Raw genomic sequence first — 18,184 nt, 5'->3', positions numbered from 1 at the left:
TGCCCGCCTCCGCCGACATGAACTCGTGCAGCGTGATCTTGCCCGCCTTCACTTGTTCGCTCAGTTGCCACACGACCGTGCCCGAGCCGATATCGCGCCCCTGATGCTTGCCGTTGAGCATCGGCCCGCCCGACACCACGATCGCGGGCACGTCGCAACTGGCCGCGCCCATCAACAGCGCCGGCGTGGTCTTGTCGCAGCCCACGAGCAGCACGACCGCATCGATCGGATTGCCGCGAATCGACTCCTCGACATCCATGCTCGCGAGATTGCGCGTGAACATCGCGGTCGGCCGCAGGTTCGACTCGCCGTTCGAGAACACCGGGAACTCCACGGGATAGCCGCCCGCCTCGAACACCCCACGCTTCACGTGCTCGGCGAGCTTGCGAAAGTGCGCGTTGCACGGCGTGAGCTCGGACCACGTATTGCAGATGCCGATGATCGGACGCCCATCGAACGCGTGATCGGGGATGCCCTGGTTTTTCATCCAGCTGCGGTACATGAAGCCGTTTTTATCGGCGTTGCCGAACCATTGGGCGGAGCGAAGCTTGCGAGATTTGTCGGTCATGTTTTCGTTTCGACTGGCTCTTTATAGTAAGACTATTAATTAAACCCTTGAAGGGTAGACAGTTCATTCTAGCCAAACTTTCCAATCAGCGCCTAGCGCCTCGATTCATGCAATTTCAGCGAAATCCCGCTATTTAGAGGAATCGAACACGGCTTATATAACAGGAATAGCATGACTATTCCTGATCTCAAGCTAGGGAAAACGCTAGTCGAAACCGATCGAGTCGATGCATATAGTATGTCTATTCATGCGTCTCATAGCGTTCGGGAAGCATGCGTCCGGAAAAGCATTCGCCCAAAGGGCTTGTTGTGAAAATGGCGCTCTCGTTCGTCATCACATTGCTCTACCGTTGATGCCGGACCCAGTAATACCGCGCCGAAATAAACCCAAAAAATCGGAGACGGAAATGGAACACATCAGACGCCTGGCGCTTCGCGCGCTCATCGGGTCGGCGCTCGCGCTCGTTGCCCTCGGCAGCTATGCACAAGAGAAGCAGATTACGCTTGGCTTCGCTCAAGTCGGCGCGGAAAGCGCATGGCGTACGGCCAACACGGTGTCGGTCAAGCAGGCTGCGAAAGACGCCGGCATCAACCTGAAGTTCTCCGACGCGCAGCAAAAGCAGGAAAACCAGATCAAGGCGATCCGCTCGTATATCGCGCAGAAGGTCGACGTGATCGCATTTTCGCCGGTGGTCGAATCGGGCTGGGAGCCGGTGCTGACCGAAGCGAAGAACGCGCACATTCCTGTGATCCTCACCGACCGCTCGATCGACGTGAAGGACCAGTCGCTCTACGTCACGATGATCGGCTCCGACTTCCTCGAAGAAGGCCGCCGCGCCGGCCGTTGGCTCGAAGAGCACTACAAGAACAACCCGGGCCCGATCAATATCGCCGAGCTGCAAGGCACGGTCGGCTCCGCCCCGGCCAATGACCGCCACTCGGGTCTGATGGAGATCATCAAGAACGATCCGAAGTTCAAGATCATCGCGTCGCAAAGCGGCGACTTCACGCTCGCCGGCGGCAAGCAGGTGATGGAAGCGTTTGCGAAGACCTACGGCAAGCAAATCAACGTCGTCTACGCGCACAACGACGACATGGCGCTCGGTGCGATCCAGGCCATGGAAGAAGCCGGCATGAAGCCGGGCACGGACGTGAGCGTCGTCTCGTTCGATGCGACCAAGGGCGGCTTCGAAGCGATGATCGCAGGCAAGATCAACGTGGACGTCGAATGCAGCCCGTTGCTCGGGCCGCAGTTGATGACGGCCGTGAAGGACGTCGTCGCGGGCAAGCAACTGCCTAAGCGCATCGTGACCAACGAAACGGTGTTTCCGATGAATGTCGCGGCGCAGATCCTGCCGCAACGCAAGTATTGAGGCGCTTCTCGCGGGTCCGGCTCGTTCTAGCGGCGTGCCGGCCCGCGACTCTTTTTTGCCAAGCCTATGACTGACGCGCCTATTCTCGAAGCCATCGGCATCACCAAATCGTTTCCGGGTGTCAACGCGCTGAAGAGCGTCGATTTTCGGCTCTTTCCCGGTGAAATCCACACCTTGATGGGTCAGAACGGCGCGGGCAAATCGACGCTGATCAACGTGCTGACCGGCGTGCATGCGCACGATGCGGGCGAGGTGCGATTAAGCGGCCTGCCCGTGCAATTCGCCACGCCGCTCGAAGCCGAAGCGGCCGGCATCCAGACGCTGTATCAAGAGATCAATCTGTGCCCGAACCTGTCGGTCGCCGAGAACGTGTTCGCCGGCCGTCAGCCGAAGCGGCGCGGGATGATCGACTGGAAGACGATCCACGCGCGCACCGAAGCCGCGCTCGCCGAGCTCAACGTGTCGCTCGACGTGACCAAATCGCTCGACGCGTATCCGATCGCCGTGCAGCAGATGGTGGCGATTGCGCGCGCGGTGTCGGTCGATGCGCGCGTGCTGATTCTCGACGAGCCGACCTCGAGCCTCGACGACAGCGAAGTCGCCCGCCTCTTCGACGTGCTGCGCAAGCTCAAGCAATCGGGCTACGCGATTCTCTTCGTCACGCACTTTCTCGAACAGACCTACGCGATCTCCGACCGCATCACGGTGATGCGCAACGGCGAGCGCGAAGGCGAATACCTGGCGAAGGATTTGCCCGTCGAACGGCTCGTCTCGAAGATGGTCGGACACGAGCGGATGAGCGAGCGTCTCAAGCACGCCGCGACCGAAGCGCCCGTTTCCAAGAGCGAGGCGCCGCCGTTCGTCGAGATGCGCGGCGTCGGCCGGCGCGGGCTCATGAGTCCCGTCGATATCGACGTGCAGCCGGGGCAGATTCTCGGCCTGGCCGGCTTGCTGGGCTCGGGACGCACGGAAACCGCACGCCTCTTGTTCGGCGCCGAGCGCGCCGATACGGGCACGGTGAACGTCGCGGGCAAGCCGGTGAAGCTCGGCTCGCCGCGCGACGCGGTGCATCAAGGCATCGGCTACTGCCCGGAAGACCGCAAGAAGGAAGGCATCATTGCGGCGCTCTCGATTCGCGAGAACATCATTCTTGCGCTGCAGGCGCGACGCGGTTGGTGGCGCGTGCTCGGCCGCGCGAAAGAGCGCGCGATCGCCGACGAGTACATCCGCCAGCTCGGCATCAAGGCGAGCGACGCCGAGCAACCGATCGGCCTGCTCTCCGGCGGCAATCAGCAAAAGGTGCTGCTCGCGCGCTGGCTCGCGACGGAGCCGAAAATGCTGATCCTCGACGAGCCGACGCGCGGCATCGACGTCGGCGCAAAATTCGAAATCATGGACCGTGTGCTCGCATTGTGCGCGAAGGGACTCGCGATTCTGTTCATCTCATCGGAGGTCAGCGAGGTCGTGCGCGTGAGCCACCGGATCGCGGTGCTGCGCGATCGCCGCAAGGTGGCGGAAGTCGCGGGCAATGCGTTGTCGGAGGACCAGGTCTATCGGTTGATTGCGGGAGACACTGAATGAGTTTGCTCAAGGCGATGTTCCGGCATTCGCTGTTTTGGCCCGTGATTACGCTCGTGTTGCTGATCCTGCTCGATCTCGCGCATCGTTCGAATTTCCTGGCGATTTCGATCCTCGAAGGACATCTGTTCGGCGCGCCTATCGATATCCTGAACCGCGCCGCGCCGCTCGTGATCGTCTCGCTCGGCATGACGCTCGTGATCGCGACGAAAGGCATCGATATTTCGGTCGGCGCGATCGTGGCGATCGCGGGAGCCGCCGCGGCAACCGTGCTTGCCGCCGATCCGTCGCAGGTCGGGGGAGCGGTGCTCGCCGCGCTCGGCGTCGGCGTGCTCGCCGGCATGTGGAACGGGCTCCTGGTCGCGTTCGTCGGCATGCAGCCGATCATCGCCACGCTGATCCTGATGGTGGCCGGCCGCGGCGTCGCGCAGTTGCTCACAGGCGGCCAGATCATCCCGATCGGCTCGCATGGCTATCTCGTGCTCGGCGACGGCTATCTGGCCGGCGTGCCCTGCTCCGTCTGGATCGCGATGGGCGCCGTGGCCGTCACGGCATTGCTGATGAGCCGCACGGCCCTCGGGCTCTTTATCCGCTCGATCGGGATCAATCCGGTTGCGACGCGTCTCGTCGGCTTGCGCTCGAACGCGATCGTCTTCAGCGTCTACGTTTTCTCGGGGCTCACCGCGGCGATTGCGGGCATCATCGCCAGCTCGAACGTGCGCAGCGCAGACGGCAACAACGCAGGCCTGCTGCTCGAGCTCGATGCGATCCTCGCGGTGACGCTCGGCGGCACGTCGCTGCTCGGCGGGCGCTTCAGCCTCGCGGGTACTGTCGTCGGCGCGCTCATCATCCAGACGCTCACTTACACGACCTACTCGATCGGCGTGCCGCCGGAAGCGACGCTCGTCGTCAAAGCGGTGGTCGTGCTGCTCGTCAGCGTGATTCAATCAGCGAGCGCGCGCGCACTCTTCGCGCGATATCTGCTGCGCGCCATCGGCCATGGCGCGACTAGGCCGCTTACGGGGAGCGCAAAATGAAAAACATCATGGGCCGCCTGGTCGATCCCCGCACGCTGCCGATCGTCGTCACCGTGGCGCTGTTTATCGCGCTCTTCGGTTTCGGCTCGGTGATGTACACCGGATTCTTCTCGTTGCAGGTGCTGTTCGGCCTTCTCGTCGACAACGCGTTCCTGTTGATCGTCGCGATCGGCATGACGTTCGTGATCGTGTCGGGCGGGATCGATCTGTCGGTCGGCGCGGTCGTTGCGCTCACAACGATCTTCTGCGCGGTGCTCGCCGAGCGTTTCCATTGGCCGGTATGGGCCGTGCTCCCGCCTGTGCTGCTGTTCGGCGCGCTATACGGCGCGGCGATGGGGGCGCTGATCCATTTCTTCCGGCTGCAACCGTTCATCGTCACGCTCGCCGGCATGTTCCTCGCGCGCGGCGCGTGCTTCCTGATCACGACGCAATCGATCACGATCAACGAACCGACCTTTCATGCGCTCTCGGCGTTCAGCGTGCAGATCGGCGGCGGCTCGCTGAATACGGGCGCGCTAATCGCACTCGCGACGCTCGCGGTCGCGATCTACGTCGCCCATTTCACGCGCTTCGGGCGCAACGTGTATGCGGTCGGCGGCAACGAGCGCTCGGCGCTCTTGATGGGGTTGCCGGTCGCGCGCACGAAGATCGGCGTGTATGCGCTGAGCGGCTTCTGTTCGGCGCTTGGCGGCGTGGTGTTCACGCTTTACGTGTTGTCGGGCTACGGCCTCCAAGGGCAAGGCATGGAGCTCGACGCGATCGCGGCCACCGTGATCGGTGGCACCTTGCTCACGGGCGGCGTAGGCTATGTGATCGGGTCGGTGTTCGGCGTCGGCATTCTCGGCACGATCCAAACCCTGATCACCTTCGACGGCACGCTCAGTTCGTGGTGGACGCGAATTGTGATCGGCGCTTTGCTGTGCGTGTTCTGCCTGCTGCAGCGCGTGATCGAACGGCACGCGGCGCGCCGCAAATCGAACGGCACAGGGCTCGGCGCCGAAGTGAAGACGCATGCCGAGCCGCGCCGGCCGACTCCCGACGCGGGCGACAAAGTCGATTTCGCCGCGATGGCCCCGCGAAGCTGAGCGCCGTATTGCAAGCGCCGGTCAAACGAATTGGAGTTGGAATCGTGGTTACGTCTCGCGGCAAGTTTTCCGGTGTCTTCCCGGTCGCGCCCACGCCGTTTTTCGAGTCCGGCGAGCTCGATCTGGAGAGCCAGCGGCGCGTGATCGATTGCATGGTCGACCAGCAAGTCGACGGCATCTGCATTCTCGCCAACTACTCGGAACAGTTCCTGCTGACGGACGCCGAGCGCGACACGCTCGTCGAGCTGTGCCTTTCCCATGCGGCCGGCCGCGTACCGGTGATGGTCACATGCAGTCATTTCAGCACGCGCATCGCGAGTGAGCGTGCCAAGCGCGCGGCGGCCGCCGGCGCGAGCCTCGTCATGCTGATGCCGCCTTATCACGGCGCGACGCTCAAGGTCGACGAGAACGCGATGTTCGAGCACTTCGCGCGCGTCGCGGATGCGGCCGGCGTACCCGTGATGGTGCAGGACGCGCCGCTCTCCGGCGTTGCCTTGAGCGTGGCGTTTCTCGCGCGGCTTGCACGCGAGTTGCCGCTCGTGCGTTACTACAAAATCGAAATGCCGCAAGCCGCCGCCAAGCTGCGCGCGCTGATCGCGGCAGGCGGCGACACGATCGAAGGCCCATTCGACGGCGAAGAAGCGATCACGCTGCTGCCCGATCTCGATGCGGGCGCGACCGGCACGATGCCAAGCGCCCTGCTGCCCGACCTGATTCGCCCGGTGATCGACGCGCATCGCGCAGGACGCCGCGACGAAGCTCGCGCCGGCTATGCACGCATCCTGCCGCTCATCCACTACGAAAACCGCCAGTGCGGCCTGCGCGCGACCAAGGCCGTGATGATGGAAGGCGGCGTGATTCGCAGCGACACGGTGCGTCATCCGCTCGAACCGTTGCCGCTCACGACGCGCACGGAGTTGCTCGAACTCGCGCGCGAAGCGAATCCGCTCGCGCTGCGCTGGGGACGTCAATAACCTTTACTTCACGATGAATACCAATCTGAACACGAAACTCTCAATTGCGATTGTCGGCGTCGGCAAGATTGCGCGCGACCAGCACTTGCCTGCCATTGCCGCCAGCCACGGCTTCCAACTGACTGCTTGCGCGAGCCGCAACGCAAAAGTCGACGGCGTGCGCAACTATGCGGACATCGACGCGCTGCTGGCGGAAGAACCGTCGCTCGACGCCGTGTCCCTGTGCGCAACGCCGCAAGTGCGCTACGAGCAGGCGCGCGCCGCGCTGGCAGCAGGCAAGCACGTGATGCTCGAAAAGCCGCCCGGCGTGAGTCTCAACGAAGTTGAAGTGCTGCGCGCGATGGCAGTCGACGCGGGCCGCACGCTCTTCGCGACATGGCATTCGCGCTATGCCCCCGCAGTGGAAACGGCGCGTCACTGGCTCGCCGACCGTACGATCCGCTCGGTCGAAGTGCGCTGGAAGGAAGACGTGCGGCGCTGGCACCCTGGTCAGGCATGGATCTGGGAACCGGGCGGCCTTGGCGTCTTCGATCCCGGCATCAACGCGCTGTCGATCGTGACGCGCATCCTGCCGCGCGAGATCGTGCTGCGCTCGGCTCTGCTGTCGGTGCCGTCCAATGTGCAAACGCCGATCGCAGCGGAACTCGAATTCGCCGATGAGCGCGGCGTGCCGGTCTACGTCGACCTCGATTGGCGCCACGGCCCGGTCGAACAGTGGGAAATCGACGTGCTGACCGACGACGGCGCGCTGCAGCTCTCCGAGGGCGGCAAGCGCCTGCAGATCGCCGGGGCGGCGATGAATGTGGGACCGGAGCGCGAGTATCCGGGCCTCTACGAGCGCTTCCGCTGGCTGATCGATCACGGCGCGCAAGACGTCGACGTGCGCCCGTTCCGGCATGTCGCCGATGCGTTCCTGCTCGGGCATCGGCGTGTCATCGAGCCATTCGAAGACTGACAATCGCGGCGGCGCGCGGCAGCGCCATCCGTTGCAAACGAAAGCGGACCGATCGGTCCGCTTTTTCTTTTCAATACCAGTCTGTCTATACCTGGGCAACCGCTGATATCGACCAAAACATCCCTATTTTTAAGGCCTTTCGCTTGATGTAGAGCAAGTCCTCTTACTCATTAATGTTGCGTTCGCTTAATAAAAGTTTAGTATTTACTACATCAAAACCAGGAGCCAACACTCATGAGCGACGTCGCCGACCGCACGGCCCAACCCCAAACCGCCGCCGAACCGCAAACGCCCATCGAAACCGACGCATTGATCGTCGGCGCCGGGCCGGTCGGCTTGTTCCAAGTCTTTGAACTCGGCCTGCTCGAAATCAAGGCCCACGTGGTCGATTCGCTGCCCGTCGTCGGCGGCCAGTGCGTCGAGCTGTATCCGGACAAACCGATCTACGACATTCCCGCCGTGCCGGTATGCACAGGCCAGCAACTCGCCGACAACCTGATGAAGCAGATCGAGCCATTCGGCGCGACGTTCCATCTCGGACAGGAAGTGCAATTCATCGAACGCCTTGCCGACCAACGCTTCTTCGTGCGTACGAGCAAGGGCACGGAATTCATTACGAAGACCATTTTCATCGCAGCGGGCGTCGGCTCGTTCCAGCCGCGCACGCTGAAAGTCACCGGCATCGACAAGCACCAAGGTAGGCAGCTCTTCTATCGCGTGCGCGAGCCGGAAATGTTCCGCGACAAAGACATTGTGATCTGCGGCGGCGGCGATTCCGCGCTCGACTGGGCGCTCAATCTCGTCGACATCGCGCAGAGCGTGATCCTCGTGCATCGGCGCGACGAATTCCGCGCGGCGCCCGCGTCGGTTGCGAAGATGCGCGCGCTTTGCGACGACATGCGCATGCAGTGCCTGACCGGCCAAGTGACCGGCTTCGAGGATCGCAACGAGACGTTGCACAAAATCAAAGTAACGGGCGGCGACGGTGTGACGCGCACGCTTGAACTCGATCACCTGCTCGTGTTTTTTGGCCTTTCGCCGCAGCTTGGCCCGCTCGCCAACTGGGGGCTCGAAGTCGAGCGCCGCCAGATCAAGGTCGATACCGAGAAGTTCGAGACCAATATTCCGGGCATCTTCGCGGTCGGCGATATCAACACCTATCCTGGCAAGAAGAAGCTGATTCTGTCGGGCTTTCACGAAGCGGCGCTCGCCGCGTTCGGCGCGGCGCCCTACGTGTTCCCGGAGAAGAAGATCCACATGCAGTACACGACCACCAGCACCAGGCTGCACAAAGTGCTCGGTGTCGAATCGCCCGTGTTCGATTGAAACGAGGCCGACGATGAGCACCGCCGCCCGCAAGCCGGGAACCCCAGGCGTTCGCGCAAAACAGGCGCAGGACACGCGCGCGAAAATTCTCAGGGCGGCGATTCGCGTGTTCGCCAAGCAGGGCTATGCGAGCGGCCGGATCGAGAGCATCTCGAAGGCGGCCCGCTCGCATGACCGCATGATCTACTACTACTTCGGCAACAAGGAGCAGTTGTTCATCGAAGTGCTGGAGACGATCTACGCGCAGTTCAAGGAGGCCGAGAGCCGGCTTGAACTCGATTACGACGATCCGGTGCGAGGCCTGTCGCAGATCGTCGAATTCTTCTGGCAATACTTTCTCGATCATCCCGAGTTCGTCACGCTGCTCGCGAGCGAGAACCTGCATCAAGGCAGGCACGCGAAAAAGTCGTTGAAGCTGCGCGAGATCGCGGGGCACACGCTCGACCTCTTGCAAGGGCTCGTCGACGCCGGCGCGCAGCAAGGCACATTCCGTCAGGGCGTCATGGCGCGCGACCTATACGTGACCATCGCCTCACTCGGCTATTTCTATGTCTCGAACCAACACACGCTTGGCGCGTTTCTCGGCGAGGCGATGATGGACAAGGCCGCGCTCGCGCACTGGAAAGAAGTGATGCGCGAGACCGTGCTGAAAGCGGTTCTCGCGCATCCGTCTGCAACGTAGGCCACCGGCGGTGGCCTACGACCCATCTTAGAGACTCGCTTCGAGCACGCGCCGGCTCACGTCGAGCGTGACGTCCTGGTGCTCGCCGAGCTGCGTCATGCCATGCGCCTCCAATTGCGCAACGAGGCCGTCGATCGCGTCCGCGCCGATCTTGTAGTCGGCAAGGCGCGTCTTCACGTCGAGGCTTTCGAAGAACGCGCGCGTGCGGGCAATCGCTGCGTCGATGCGCGCATCGTCATCGCCCGACGTGATCTGCCAAACGCGCTCGGCGTATTGCAGGAGCTTCGCGCGCTTGCTGTCGCGGCGCACTTGGAGCATCGACGGCAGCACGATCGCAAGCGTGCGCGCGTGATCGATGTCGTAACGCGCGGTCAGCTCGTGACCGACCATGTGCGTCGCCCAGTCGTGCGGCACGCCGGCGCCGATCAGCCCGTTCAGCGCAAGCGTCGCCACCCACATCAAATTCGAGCGGATAGCGTAGTCGTGCGGATGGGCCAGCGCCTTTGGACCGATTTCGATCAGCGTCTGCAGCAGCCCTTCGGCAAAGCGGTCCTGCGCAAAGCCGTTCGCCGGATAGGTCAGGTATTGCTCGACGATGTGCGTGAACGCGTCGACCACGCCGTTTGCGATCTGCCGCGCGGGCAACGTGTAGGTCTTGGCCGGATCGAGAACCGAGAACTGCGGGAACACCGACTCATGGCGAAACGCCAGTTTCGCTTGCGTCGCCCTTCTCGTCACCACGGCGCCGTTATTCATTTCGGAGCCTGTCGCGGGCAGCGTCAGCACGGAGCCGAACGGCATCGCGCCGGTGACGTTCGCACCGTGCGTTTCGAGGATGGTCCAGGGGTCGCCTTCGAAATGGACCGCGGCGGCTACGAACTTCGTGCCGTCGATCACCGAGCCGCCGCCTACCGCCAGCAGGTAGTCGAGCTTCTCGCGACGCACGACCGCGACCGCTTCCATCAACGTCTCGAAGGTCGGATTCGGCTCGATGCCGCCGAACTCGTAGACTTCACGCGCGCCGAGGGCTGCCTTGACCTCGTCAAGCGTGCCGTTCTTCTTCGCGCTCGTGCCGCCGTACAGGACGAGCACGCGGGCCGTGGCCGGCACGAGGTCGTTCACGCGCGCGATCGCGCCTTGGCCGAAAACGATGCGGGTGGGGTTGTGGTATTCAAAATTCTGCATCTGGTATTTCTCCATCAATTAGACCGGTCGTCTAGTCTTTGTGGCAAAAAATGATGTCTCGCGGGCAGGTACGCCTGCCTCGTTGTTTACAGCGATTCGGGAAGGTTAAGGATAATGCGCGTCGCGGCCATGGCGGCGTCGAGCGGCTGCCGGTTGTAGCCGATCTTGTCCAGAAGCGTGGCGCCGAGCCACAGTTCGTAAAGCGACGCGGCGGTGCGATGCGGGTCGTCGAAATCTTTCAGCGAGCCATCGGCCACGCCCGCTTCGATGCAGCTCGCAATCCGCGCGACGATCCGCTCAGTACCCTCCTGCAGTACCGCGCGCATCGGCTCCGACAGATCGCACACTTCCGCGCCGAGCTTGACGACAAGGCATTTGCACGCGACATCGTCGCTTTCCTGGTCGTTGCGCCAATCGTCCCAGTAGCGCATCAGCCGCTCGGCGGCGGTGCCGGCCGGACCCGCGAACAGATCGTCCATGCGCTCGAGATAGGGGCTGAAATAGCTTTCCAGCAGGGCCGCGCCGAACGCTTCCTTCGATTCGAAGTAGTGATAGAACGAGCCCTTCGGAATCCCGGCGGCCGACAGGATCTCGTTCAAGCCGACAGCCGAAAAGCCCTTGCCGAGCATGATCGGCCGGGCGGTATCGAGGATGTGCTGCCGCATTTCAGCGGCGTTCGCGGATTTCATGGAAGCGGATGATAACCGAAAATTAGACCGGTCGTCTAGAAGCAATATTGCGCCGCACCACGTCAGTCAGGCCGACCAGCCCGCTTCGACGAAGACTTGGCACAGCGCTTCCATCCCCTTGGCGTCTTCGTCGTCGAAACGCGCGACGAGCGGGCTGTCGACGTCCCAGACGCCGATCAGCTTGCCGTCGGCGGCGACGAGCGGCACGACGATCTCGGATTGCGACGCGGAATCGCAAGCGATGTGGCCCTCGAACTGATGCACGTCGCGCACGACCTGAGTGAGGCGCGTTTGCGCGGCCGTTCCGCAGACGCCCTTGCCCAGCGCGATGCGCACGCAAGCCGGCTTGCCTTGAAACGGACCGACGACGAGTTCGTTGTCGTCGAAGAAGTAGAAGCCGGCCCAGTTGAGGTCGGGCAGCGCATTGAACACGAGCGCCGAAAAGTTCGCGGCGTTAGCGATCCGGCTGGGTTCGCCGCCGATGAGCGCGCGGGCCTGGGCGGCCAATTCCTGGTACAGCTCGGCCTTGGGCAATTGGGAATCGACAGATGCGGAAAACATGCGGAGTGCCTGCAAAGAAAGAAATAAACGGCGGCAATGGAAGAGCCGCAGTTTACGGCAGCTTGAGGCGCCGTGCTGAACCCGAGCGAATGCCAATCACGACGTGTGCGGAAAGCAATGCCCGTAGTCTTCGCAACCCGGGCAGCCTGGCGCCGGCCCCGGTTCCCGCCCCTGCGACAACGCGAGTTCCTGGGCGAGAAACTTCTTCCACCGCAGGTTCGCGACATTGCGCGCGACGAGCGCCGGAAAATAGCGTTCGAGCATGAAGGTGACGTCGTTGCGCCCGGCCAGGCCGAGGTCTCGCCAGAGGTGATCGGGGCGCAGACAGGCATAGGCGATGATCGAAGCCAGGCACTGCGCATCGCCGATGTCGACGGCCGAGCTGGCATCCTTCAGCAACAGTGCGCGCAGCGCGCCCACGAAGTCGATTGGGGCGGCGGCGTCAATCACGGCAACGACGCGGTCGAACGGCACCGGTTCCGCCGCGAAGTGCCGAGCGAACAGTGCGTGCAGTTGGTTCGGCGAGAGACCCAGCAGCGCCGTCTCGTGGTGAACTTCGCGCGCCGCGATCAGCTTGGCAAAAAGAAGCGTGTCCGGTGAATTCGCGTCCGTCGCGTTCGACATCAAAGCGGCAATGCGTGCCGCACAAACGCTTGCAACGGCGTCATCCCCAAAGCTCGGCGCAGACTTGCCGGAGGCTCGGTATGGTTCGTTCTCGGATGTCACAGCGTAAGCACACGCGCAACGATGCGCGCGAGCCGCTTCACGTGGCGCGGCGCGGAATGACGATCCGAGCCGGAAAAGAGGATCGGCGCCCCCTCTTCGACACCAAGCGGCCGTCCATCGCATTCGTACGCGACAAGCACGCTGTCGCCGATCGGCGTATTGAACAACTCGTGCCACGAGAACGTGACCGCATAGCCGTCGTGGGCCGCGGCGATGAATACCGTCCGCTTGAAATCGGTCGGCGACTCGTTGAGCAGACCAGCCTTTTCGATCACGTCCGTCAGACGCGCTCCCCGATACCCGCCGACGTTGCGGATAAAGCGCTTGCTGGTGAAACAACGCAAATCGAACGGCGCGGCACGGATGCTTTCGAACTCGCGCAAGTCATCGAGACTGAGCGAAAGCGGCTGGCGAACTTGCCCCGCTATCGACAGGGCCACCTCGACAGCGGGTTCGTCTAGTGCGATTGCAGCATTCATCGTCGTCGGCATGGGGCTTCCTTGCTGATCGGTGCGGGCATTCCGGGCTACCGCTATGTCGATGCATATATTACGCTCCATGCATCAGCCGGCGCCGCACTTGCCACACCATATTCAACATATTGGATCTTGTATTCCAAGCGCGGGGTTGGGGCTTCGAATCAGCGCCGACGCCGAAATCCGGGCGTTTCCCAGCCCCCGGCAAGTGCCGCCGATCGTCGCAGCAGCACGTCAAAGGCACGCCTGACGCATGCGAAAAACGCGCGAGCGAGCGTAATATTGCGTCCTCTATAACGCCACGGAGAAAAACAATGATTCGCAAGTTGGTCACCGCCGCCGCGCTCATCGCCGGCGCCCTGTCGGCCGCGCCAGCATTCGCACAGGGGGACACGGTGAACGTGTTGTACGCCGGGTCGCTCGTCAATCTGATGGAGCGCAGCGTTGGCCCCGCCTTCGAAAAGGAAACGGGCCTGCAATTCCGCGGCTACGCGGCGGGGTCGAACAAAATCGCCAATGAGATCAAGGGCAAGCTGCGTCGTGGCGACGTCTTTATCAGCGCGAGCCCGAAGGTCAATACGACCCTGATGGGCGCGGCCAACGGCGATCACGTGAGCTGGTACGTCAACTTCGCCGAGTCGCCGCTCATGATCGGCTACAACGCGAAGAGCAAGTTCGCAGCGGACTTCAAGACCAAGCGCTGGGATCAGGTCCTGCAGGAACCGGGCATCCGCATCGGCCGCACCGATCCGAAGCTCGATCCGAAGGGCGCGTTCACGGTCGAGATGGTGACCAAGGCTGCTGATCTGTATCACCAGCCCGACCTGGTGCAGAAGACCCTCGGTGACGCCGAAAACCCGGCACAGGTCCTGCCTGAGGAAACGCTCGTCGGGCGGCTCCAGTCGGGTCAGCTCGACGCGGGCTTCTTCTACTCGACCGAGACCTCGGATCTGAAGATTCCCGCGCTACGTCCGGCGCCTGAACTGCAAGCGAAGGCGAGCTACACGCTGACGATCCTCGGCGACGCGCAGAATGCCGCGGGCGCCGCGCGCTTCGTCAACTTCCTGATGAGCGCCAAGGGCCGCGCGCTGCTTCAGGAGCACGGTGTCGATCTCGTCAAACCCGTCGTCACCGGCAGCACCGAGGCGATTCCGTCGTCCGTGCAAGCCGTGATCGACGCGGCACGCTAAGCTCACTGCTCGCGCCTCGCCGTCACCGCTCATGAAGTCACTCGCCGCCCGCCCTCTCTTCTGGCTCGCCGCACTGCTCGCCGTGTACCTGTGCGCGCCGTTCGTCGCGAGCGTGCCGCAATTGGGCAGCGCCGATTGGGCGAGCGTCGACTGGACGGCGATGTGGTCCGCGGTCGCCGTGTCGGCGGGAAGCGCGAGCGTCGCCTCGCTCATCATTCTCGCGGGCGGCGTGCCGCTCGGGTATTTCCTCGCGCGCTCCCATTCGCGCAAAGTGGCGCTGCTCGGCTTCGTCGTGCAGTTGCCGCTCGCTCTGCCGCCGCTCACGAGCGGCGTGCTGCTGCTGTTCCTGCTCGGGCCGTATAGCCCCGTCGGCCGCCTCACGGGCGGCCTCCTCACCGATTCGTTCGCGGGCATCGTCCTCGCGGAAACGTTCGTGGCGGCGCCGTTCCTGATCATTGCGGCGAAGTCGGCGTTCACCGCCGTCGATCCGGTGCTGGAGGACGTCGCTGCGACGCTCGGCCATCACGCGGGCAGCCGCTTTCTTCGGGTCACGCTGCCGGTGGCGTGGCCCGCGATCAGCGCCGGTCTGGCGCTCGCGTGGCTGCGTGCGTTCGGCGAATTCGGCGCGACCGTGATGGTCGCGTATCACCCGTATTCGCTGCCGGTTTATACGTATGTCGTGTTCGGCGGCCAGGGGCTGCCGGCGATGATGCCGCTCTTGTTGCCGACGCTCGTGATCGCGATCGTCTGCGCGGCGCTGTCGATCTATACCCGCCGTCAGCGCATCGGCACCCTGCCCGCCGATAACGGCGACGACGCCGTGCCGCCAGTGGGTCGCGCACCGCGCGCCGCCGCCGACGATCTGCGGATCGCGTTCCGCCTGACCCGCCGCCTGGGTTCGTTCGATCTCGACATCGCCTACACCGCCGCGACGCGCCGGCTCGCGATCATCGGCCCGTCGGGTTCGGGCAAATCGCTCGCGCTGCGCGTGATCGCGGGGCTCGAGCGCAACGAGAGCGGCACGCTGCGGCTCGGCGCAACCGATCTCGGCGCGCTGCCGCCCGAGCGCCGCCAGATCGGCTACATGCCGCAGGACTACGGCCTGTTCCCGCATATGACGGTCGCGCAGCAGCTCGCTTTTCCGGTCGATGCCGACACGGCCGGCGCGCGCTATTGGGTCGAGCACCTCGGGCTCGGGACGCTCACCGCGCGTCTGCCGCGCGAGCTGTCGTTCGGTCAGCGGCAGCGCGTGGCGCTTGCGCGTGCGCTCACGCGGCACAGCCAGCTGCTGCTCTTCGACGAGCCGTTCGCCGCGCTCGATACGCCGCGCCGCCGCCGTCTGCAGCAGTCGTTGCGCGCGTTGCAGCGCGAGATCGCCGCAGTGACGATCGTCGTCACACACGACCCTGACGAAGCCGCTCTGCTGGCCGACGAAGTGCTCGTCATCGAACACGGCCGCCTGCTTCAGGCAGGGCCAATCGAAGCCGTCTTCGAAAAGCCCGCGACGATGCGGGTGGCCGACCTGCTCGGTTTGAGCAATGTCGGCGAAGGCATCGTGCGCGCGCAAGGTGAGGCGCAAATCGGCCGCGATTTAGTGGTGCCGTTGGCGGACGATGCGCTCGGCGCCGGGCAGCGCGTCATGTGGCGCGTGTCGTCGCATGCGCTTTGCGCGTCGCCGGACGGCGAGCACACGGGGACGATCGAGGCCGTTGAATTGCGGCGTGGCGAGCGCTATGTGCGGATCGAAATCGGCGGCGTGCGCTTCGACGTCGCGAGTGACAACCCGCGTTGGCAAGTCGATACGCAGCATCGCTTCGATATCGACCCGGCCGGGGTCTCGGTCTGGGCGATAGGCGCAGCCGCTCGCGAGACTGCACCCGAAAAAACCGTCAGCGCAACTTAGCGAATTCCGCAGCCTGCGCCGCGATCCATTGCGCGCTGAACGCTTCGGCGTGCGCGAACTCCTCGTCCGAACGGAGCAACGCCTCCAACCGCAGCGTGCGCACTTCGGTGATACCGATCGTCGCGAACACGTAGCGCAGATACGGTGTGATGAAATCCGTTTGCCCTCGATGCGAGCCGGTGCTCGTCGTCGCATCGGCGTCGACGTGCGTGGCGGACGCCGCCACCGAACCGCCGCAAGCGATGACGACGTACACCGGACGATCGCGCAGCAATCCCACTTTGCCGTTCGGCGTGACGTTGAAAGTGCGTCCGACACGCACGACGTGATCCACCCACGCCTTGAGCACCGAAGGCACCGTGAAGTTGTGCATGGGGGTGTCGATCACGAGGGCATCGGCGGCTTCGAGTTCCTCGATCAAGGTCTCGGACAGCGTAAGCGCCGCGGCCTCGTCGGCGCCCCGCTCCGCTTGCGGCATCAGCATCGCGTCGACATACGCCGCATCCGCGTGCGGCACCGGCTCGCGCGCCAGGTCGCGCGTGACTAGGGTGACGTCCGCCGCGCGCCGCAATGCTTCGACGAGCGCACGCCCGACCCGGCGGCTATGCGATCCGTCACCGCGCGTGCTCGTACTGATATGCAACAAAACGCTCATGCTCTTACCCCTCTTACCCTTTGCAATCAAAGATCGAAATAGAAACGCAGAGCCCTGCTGAGCAGCCCCTGGCGGAAATAGAAACGCTGGCCGAGCGAATTGGCGAGCGCCGTATCAAGCACGAGTTTCGCGCAATCGAGCGAGCGCGCCTCGAATTTCAGGCGATCCATCATCAGCTGCCCATGCCCCGCGCCGCGCTGCGATTCGTCGGTGACGAGATCGTCCACGTAGAAGAAGCGGCCATGAATCAGATTCTCCTGCACTCGAAAGCCCGCGAGCGCGACCGGCTGCGTGCCTTGCCATATCGCGAGCAAGCGATAGCCGTCCGAGGATTGACGCTGCCAGCGTTCGACAAATTCACGCTCTGAGGCAAGATGCGGGCGCAACTGCCGCATCAACGCGTAGCAAAGCGCTACCTCCTCCGGAGTGTCGACGTGGCGAATGTCGACCGCGTGCGCTTTCGCTTCGATGGCGTGTGTCATTGTCCGACCCTCCAGCCCGCATTCCAGCCGAGCCATTCTTTTGCCTTGTCGCTGCACAGGGCGCCATCGTCTTCGGCGATGTTGTAGATGCCAGGTACGCCCGCCGCGACGGCGCGATACGCCGCGTAAGCCGCCGCGTCGACGTGGACCGGCCCTGCGCCCGTGGCGGTATCGAAGCCCGTGCCCGGGCCGTAGAGCCACCCATAACGCAGCACGATGCCGCCTAGCGGCGCTTCGAGCACGTGCGTTTCGAGGCTGGCGACCGCACGTGCCGAAACGCCCCAGAGTCCTTCCCCATCGACGTTCAGCGGATCGGTTTCATGATGCGGCAGCGGACCTTCGGCGTAAGCGAAGGCGATGCTCTGCGCGACCAGTTTCTTGACGCCTGCGCGAAGGGCGGCGTCGATCAGATTGCGCGTGCCTTCATCGCGAATGCGCGCGTTGCGCACGAGGGCCGCTTCCATCTGCGCGGGATCGAGGCCGGGCGGCAAGTCGGTGAGCTGGTGCATGACCACATCGGGGCGCGCATCCTTCACCGCTTCGCCAAGCGCTACCGCATCGAATACGTCAACGACGACAGGCTCCACACCCATCGCCCGCAACTCGGCGGCTTTCGCTTGCGAACGGGTCGTGCCGAACACGCGCCATCCGTCGGCAATGAAAAGTGGCGCGACACGCCGGCCAATGGCGCCCGTGGCGCCGGCGAGAAACAGACATCGGTTCATCGATTCAACCTCCTT

The 18,184-nt window shown here is 63.7% G+C and carries 19 protein-coding genes; 10 read left to right on the top strand and 9 right to left on the bottom strand.

Annotated elements, in window-relative coordinates; translation table 11 throughout:
* Positions 1-568: dihydroxy-acid dehydratase domain-containing protein (locus tag AAHK20_RS23120; protein ID WP_449183824.1), on the bottom strand; the 568-nt coding region annotated here is incomplete at its 3' end.
* A 406-nt stretch (positions 569-974) separates the two neighbouring features.
* Here AAHK20_RS23120 and AAHK20_RS23115 point away from each other — a divergent pair.
* The 8 genes from AAHK20_RS23115 (at position 975) to AAHK20_RS23080 (ending at position 9,577) form a co-directional block, all read left to right on the top strand.
* Positions 975-1,940 (top strand): ABC transporter substrate-binding protein, encoded by a 966-nt coding sequence (locus tag AAHK20_RS23115; protein WP_449183823.1) that lies wholly within the window; start codon positions 975-977, stop codon positions 1,938-1,940.
* A gap of 66 nt (positions 1,941-2,006) precedes the next feature.
* Positions 2,007-3,521: a sugar ABC transporter ATP-binding protein gene (locus AAHK20_RS23110; protein WP_449183822.1), complete on the top strand. Its 1,515-nt coding sequence runs from the start codon at positions 2,007-2,009 to the stop codon at positions 3,519-3,521.
* Positions 3,518-4,555, top strand: coding sequence for an ABC transporter permease (locus tag AAHK20_RS23105; protein ID WP_449183821.1), 1,038 nt, complete (start codon positions 3,518-3,520; stop codon positions 4,553-4,555). The genes AAHK20_RS23110 and AAHK20_RS23105 overlap by 4 nt, the downstream gene beginning before the upstream one ends.
* Entirely contained in the window at positions 4,552-5,640 is a 1,089-nt protein-coding gene (gene yjfF, locus AAHK20_RS23100; protein WP_449183820.1) for a galactofuranose ABC transporter, permease protein YjfF, read from the top strand. The genes AAHK20_RS23105 and yjfF overlap by 4 nt, the downstream gene beginning before the upstream one ends.
* 41 nt (positions 5,641-5,681) lie before the next feature.
* Complete coding sequence (locus AAHK20_RS23095; protein ID WP_449183832.1) at positions 5,682-6,614, top strand: dihydrodipicolinate synthase family protein; 933 nt, start codon at positions 5,682-5,684, stop codon at positions 6,612-6,614.
* Between the two features lie 13 nt (positions 6,615-6,627).
* Positions 6,628-7,569, top strand: a complete 942-nt coding sequence (locus tag AAHK20_RS23090; RefSeq protein ID WP_449183819.1) for a Gfo/Idh/MocA family protein — start codon at positions 6,628-6,630, stop codon at positions 7,567-7,569.
* 234 nt (positions 7,570-7,803) lie between these two features.
* Positions 7,804-8,895 carry an NAD(P)/FAD-dependent oxidoreductase gene (locus tag AAHK20_RS23085; protein WP_449183818.1) on the top strand — a complete coding sequence of 364 codons (1,092 nt, stop codon included), beginning with the start codon at positions 7,804-7,806 and terminating at the stop codon, positions 8,893-8,895.
* Between the two features lie 13 nt (positions 8,896-8,908).
* Positions 8,909-9,577: a TetR family transcriptional regulator gene (locus AAHK20_RS23080; RefSeq protein ID WP_449183817.1), complete on the top strand. Its 669-nt coding sequence runs from the start codon at positions 8,909-8,911 to the stop codon at positions 9,575-9,577.
* A 27-nt stretch (positions 9,578-9,604) separates the two neighbouring features.
* Here AAHK20_RS23080 and AAHK20_RS23075 read toward each other — a convergent pair whose 3' ends face one another.
* The 5 genes from AAHK20_RS23075 to AAHK20_RS23055 all read right to left on the bottom strand — a co-directional run bounded on the left by AAHK20_RS23075 (position 9,605) and on the right by AAHK20_RS23055 (position 13,229).
* On the bottom strand, positions 9,605-10,762 hold the full coding sequence (locus AAHK20_RS23075; RefSeq protein WP_449183816.1) for an iron-containing alcohol dehydrogenase: 1,158 nt from the start codon (positions 10,760-10,762) through the stop codon (positions 9,605-9,607).
* Between the two features lie 86 nt (positions 10,763-10,848).
* Positions 10,849-11,451, bottom strand: coding sequence for a TetR/AcrR family transcriptional regulator (locus AAHK20_RS23070; RefSeq protein WP_449183815.1), 603 nt, complete (start codon positions 11,449-11,451; stop codon positions 10,849-10,851).
* 66 nt (positions 11,452-11,517) lie between these two features.
* Positions 11,518-12,012, bottom strand: a complete 495-nt coding sequence (locus tag AAHK20_RS23065; RefSeq protein ID WP_449183814.1) for a free L-methionine (R)-S-oxide reductase MsrC — start codon at positions 12,010-12,012, stop codon at positions 11,518-11,520.
* Between the two features lie 96 nt (positions 12,013-12,108).
* Positions 12,109-12,636: a nitrogen fixation protein NifQ gene (locus AAHK20_RS23060; protein ID WP_449183813.1), complete on the bottom strand. Its 528-nt coding sequence runs from the start codon at positions 12,634-12,636 to the stop codon at positions 12,109-12,111.
* Positions 12,637-12,734: 98 nt separating this feature from the next.
* Positions 12,735-13,229, bottom strand: a complete 495-nt coding sequence (locus AAHK20_RS23055; RefSeq protein WP_449183812.1) for a molybdopterin-dependent oxidoreductase — start codon at positions 13,227-13,229, stop codon at positions 12,735-12,737.
* Positions 13,230-13,528: 299 nt separating this feature from the next.
* Here AAHK20_RS23055 and AAHK20_RS23050 point away from each other — a divergent pair, with 299 nt between their 5' ends.
* On the top strand, positions 13,529-14,404 hold the full coding sequence (locus AAHK20_RS23050) for an extracellular solute-binding protein (RefSeq protein ID WP_449183811.1): 876 nt from the start codon (positions 13,529-13,531) through the stop codon (positions 14,402-14,404).
* A gap of 31 nt (positions 14,405-14,435) precedes the next feature.
* Positions 14,436-16,307 carry an ABC transporter ATP-binding protein/permease gene (locus AAHK20_RS23045; protein ID WP_449183810.1) on the top strand — a complete coding sequence of 624 codons (1,872 nt, stop codon included), beginning with the start codon at positions 14,436-14,438 and terminating at the stop codon, positions 16,305-16,307.
* Here the strand turns inward: AAHK20_RS23045 and AAHK20_RS23040 are convergent.
* From AAHK20_RS23040 to AAHK20_RS23030, 3 genes are read right to left on the bottom strand one after another with little or no spacing between them, the layout of a single operon-like run.
* The gene (locus AAHK20_RS23040; protein WP_449183809.1) at positions 16,294-16,962 is read right to left on the bottom strand and encodes an FMN-dependent NADH-azoreductase; all 669 of its coding nucleotides are present in this window, start codon (positions 16,960-16,962) and stop codon (positions 16,294-16,296) included. The genes AAHK20_RS23045 and AAHK20_RS23040 overlap by 14 nt on opposite strands.
* Before the next feature lie 26 nt (positions 16,963-16,988).
* On the bottom strand, positions 16,989-17,444 hold the full coding sequence (locus AAHK20_RS23035; RefSeq protein WP_449183808.1) for a GNAT family N-acetyltransferase: 456 nt from the start codon (positions 17,442-17,444) through the stop codon (positions 16,989-16,991).
* On the bottom strand, positions 17,441-18,169 hold the full coding sequence (locus tag AAHK20_RS23030; protein ID WP_449183807.1) for an NAD-dependent epimerase/dehydratase family protein: 729 nt from the start codon (positions 18,167-18,169) through the stop codon (positions 17,441-17,443). The genes AAHK20_RS23035 and AAHK20_RS23030 overlap by 4 nt, the downstream gene beginning before the upstream one ends.
* Between the last annotated feature and the right edge of the window lie 15 nt (positions 18,170-18,184).

It is taken from the genome of Trinickia camelliae (genome assembly GCF_053525655.1).
The sequence above is the reverse complement of the archived record's forward strand: the minus strand, read 5'-3'. Positions and strand labels throughout refer to the sequence as shown.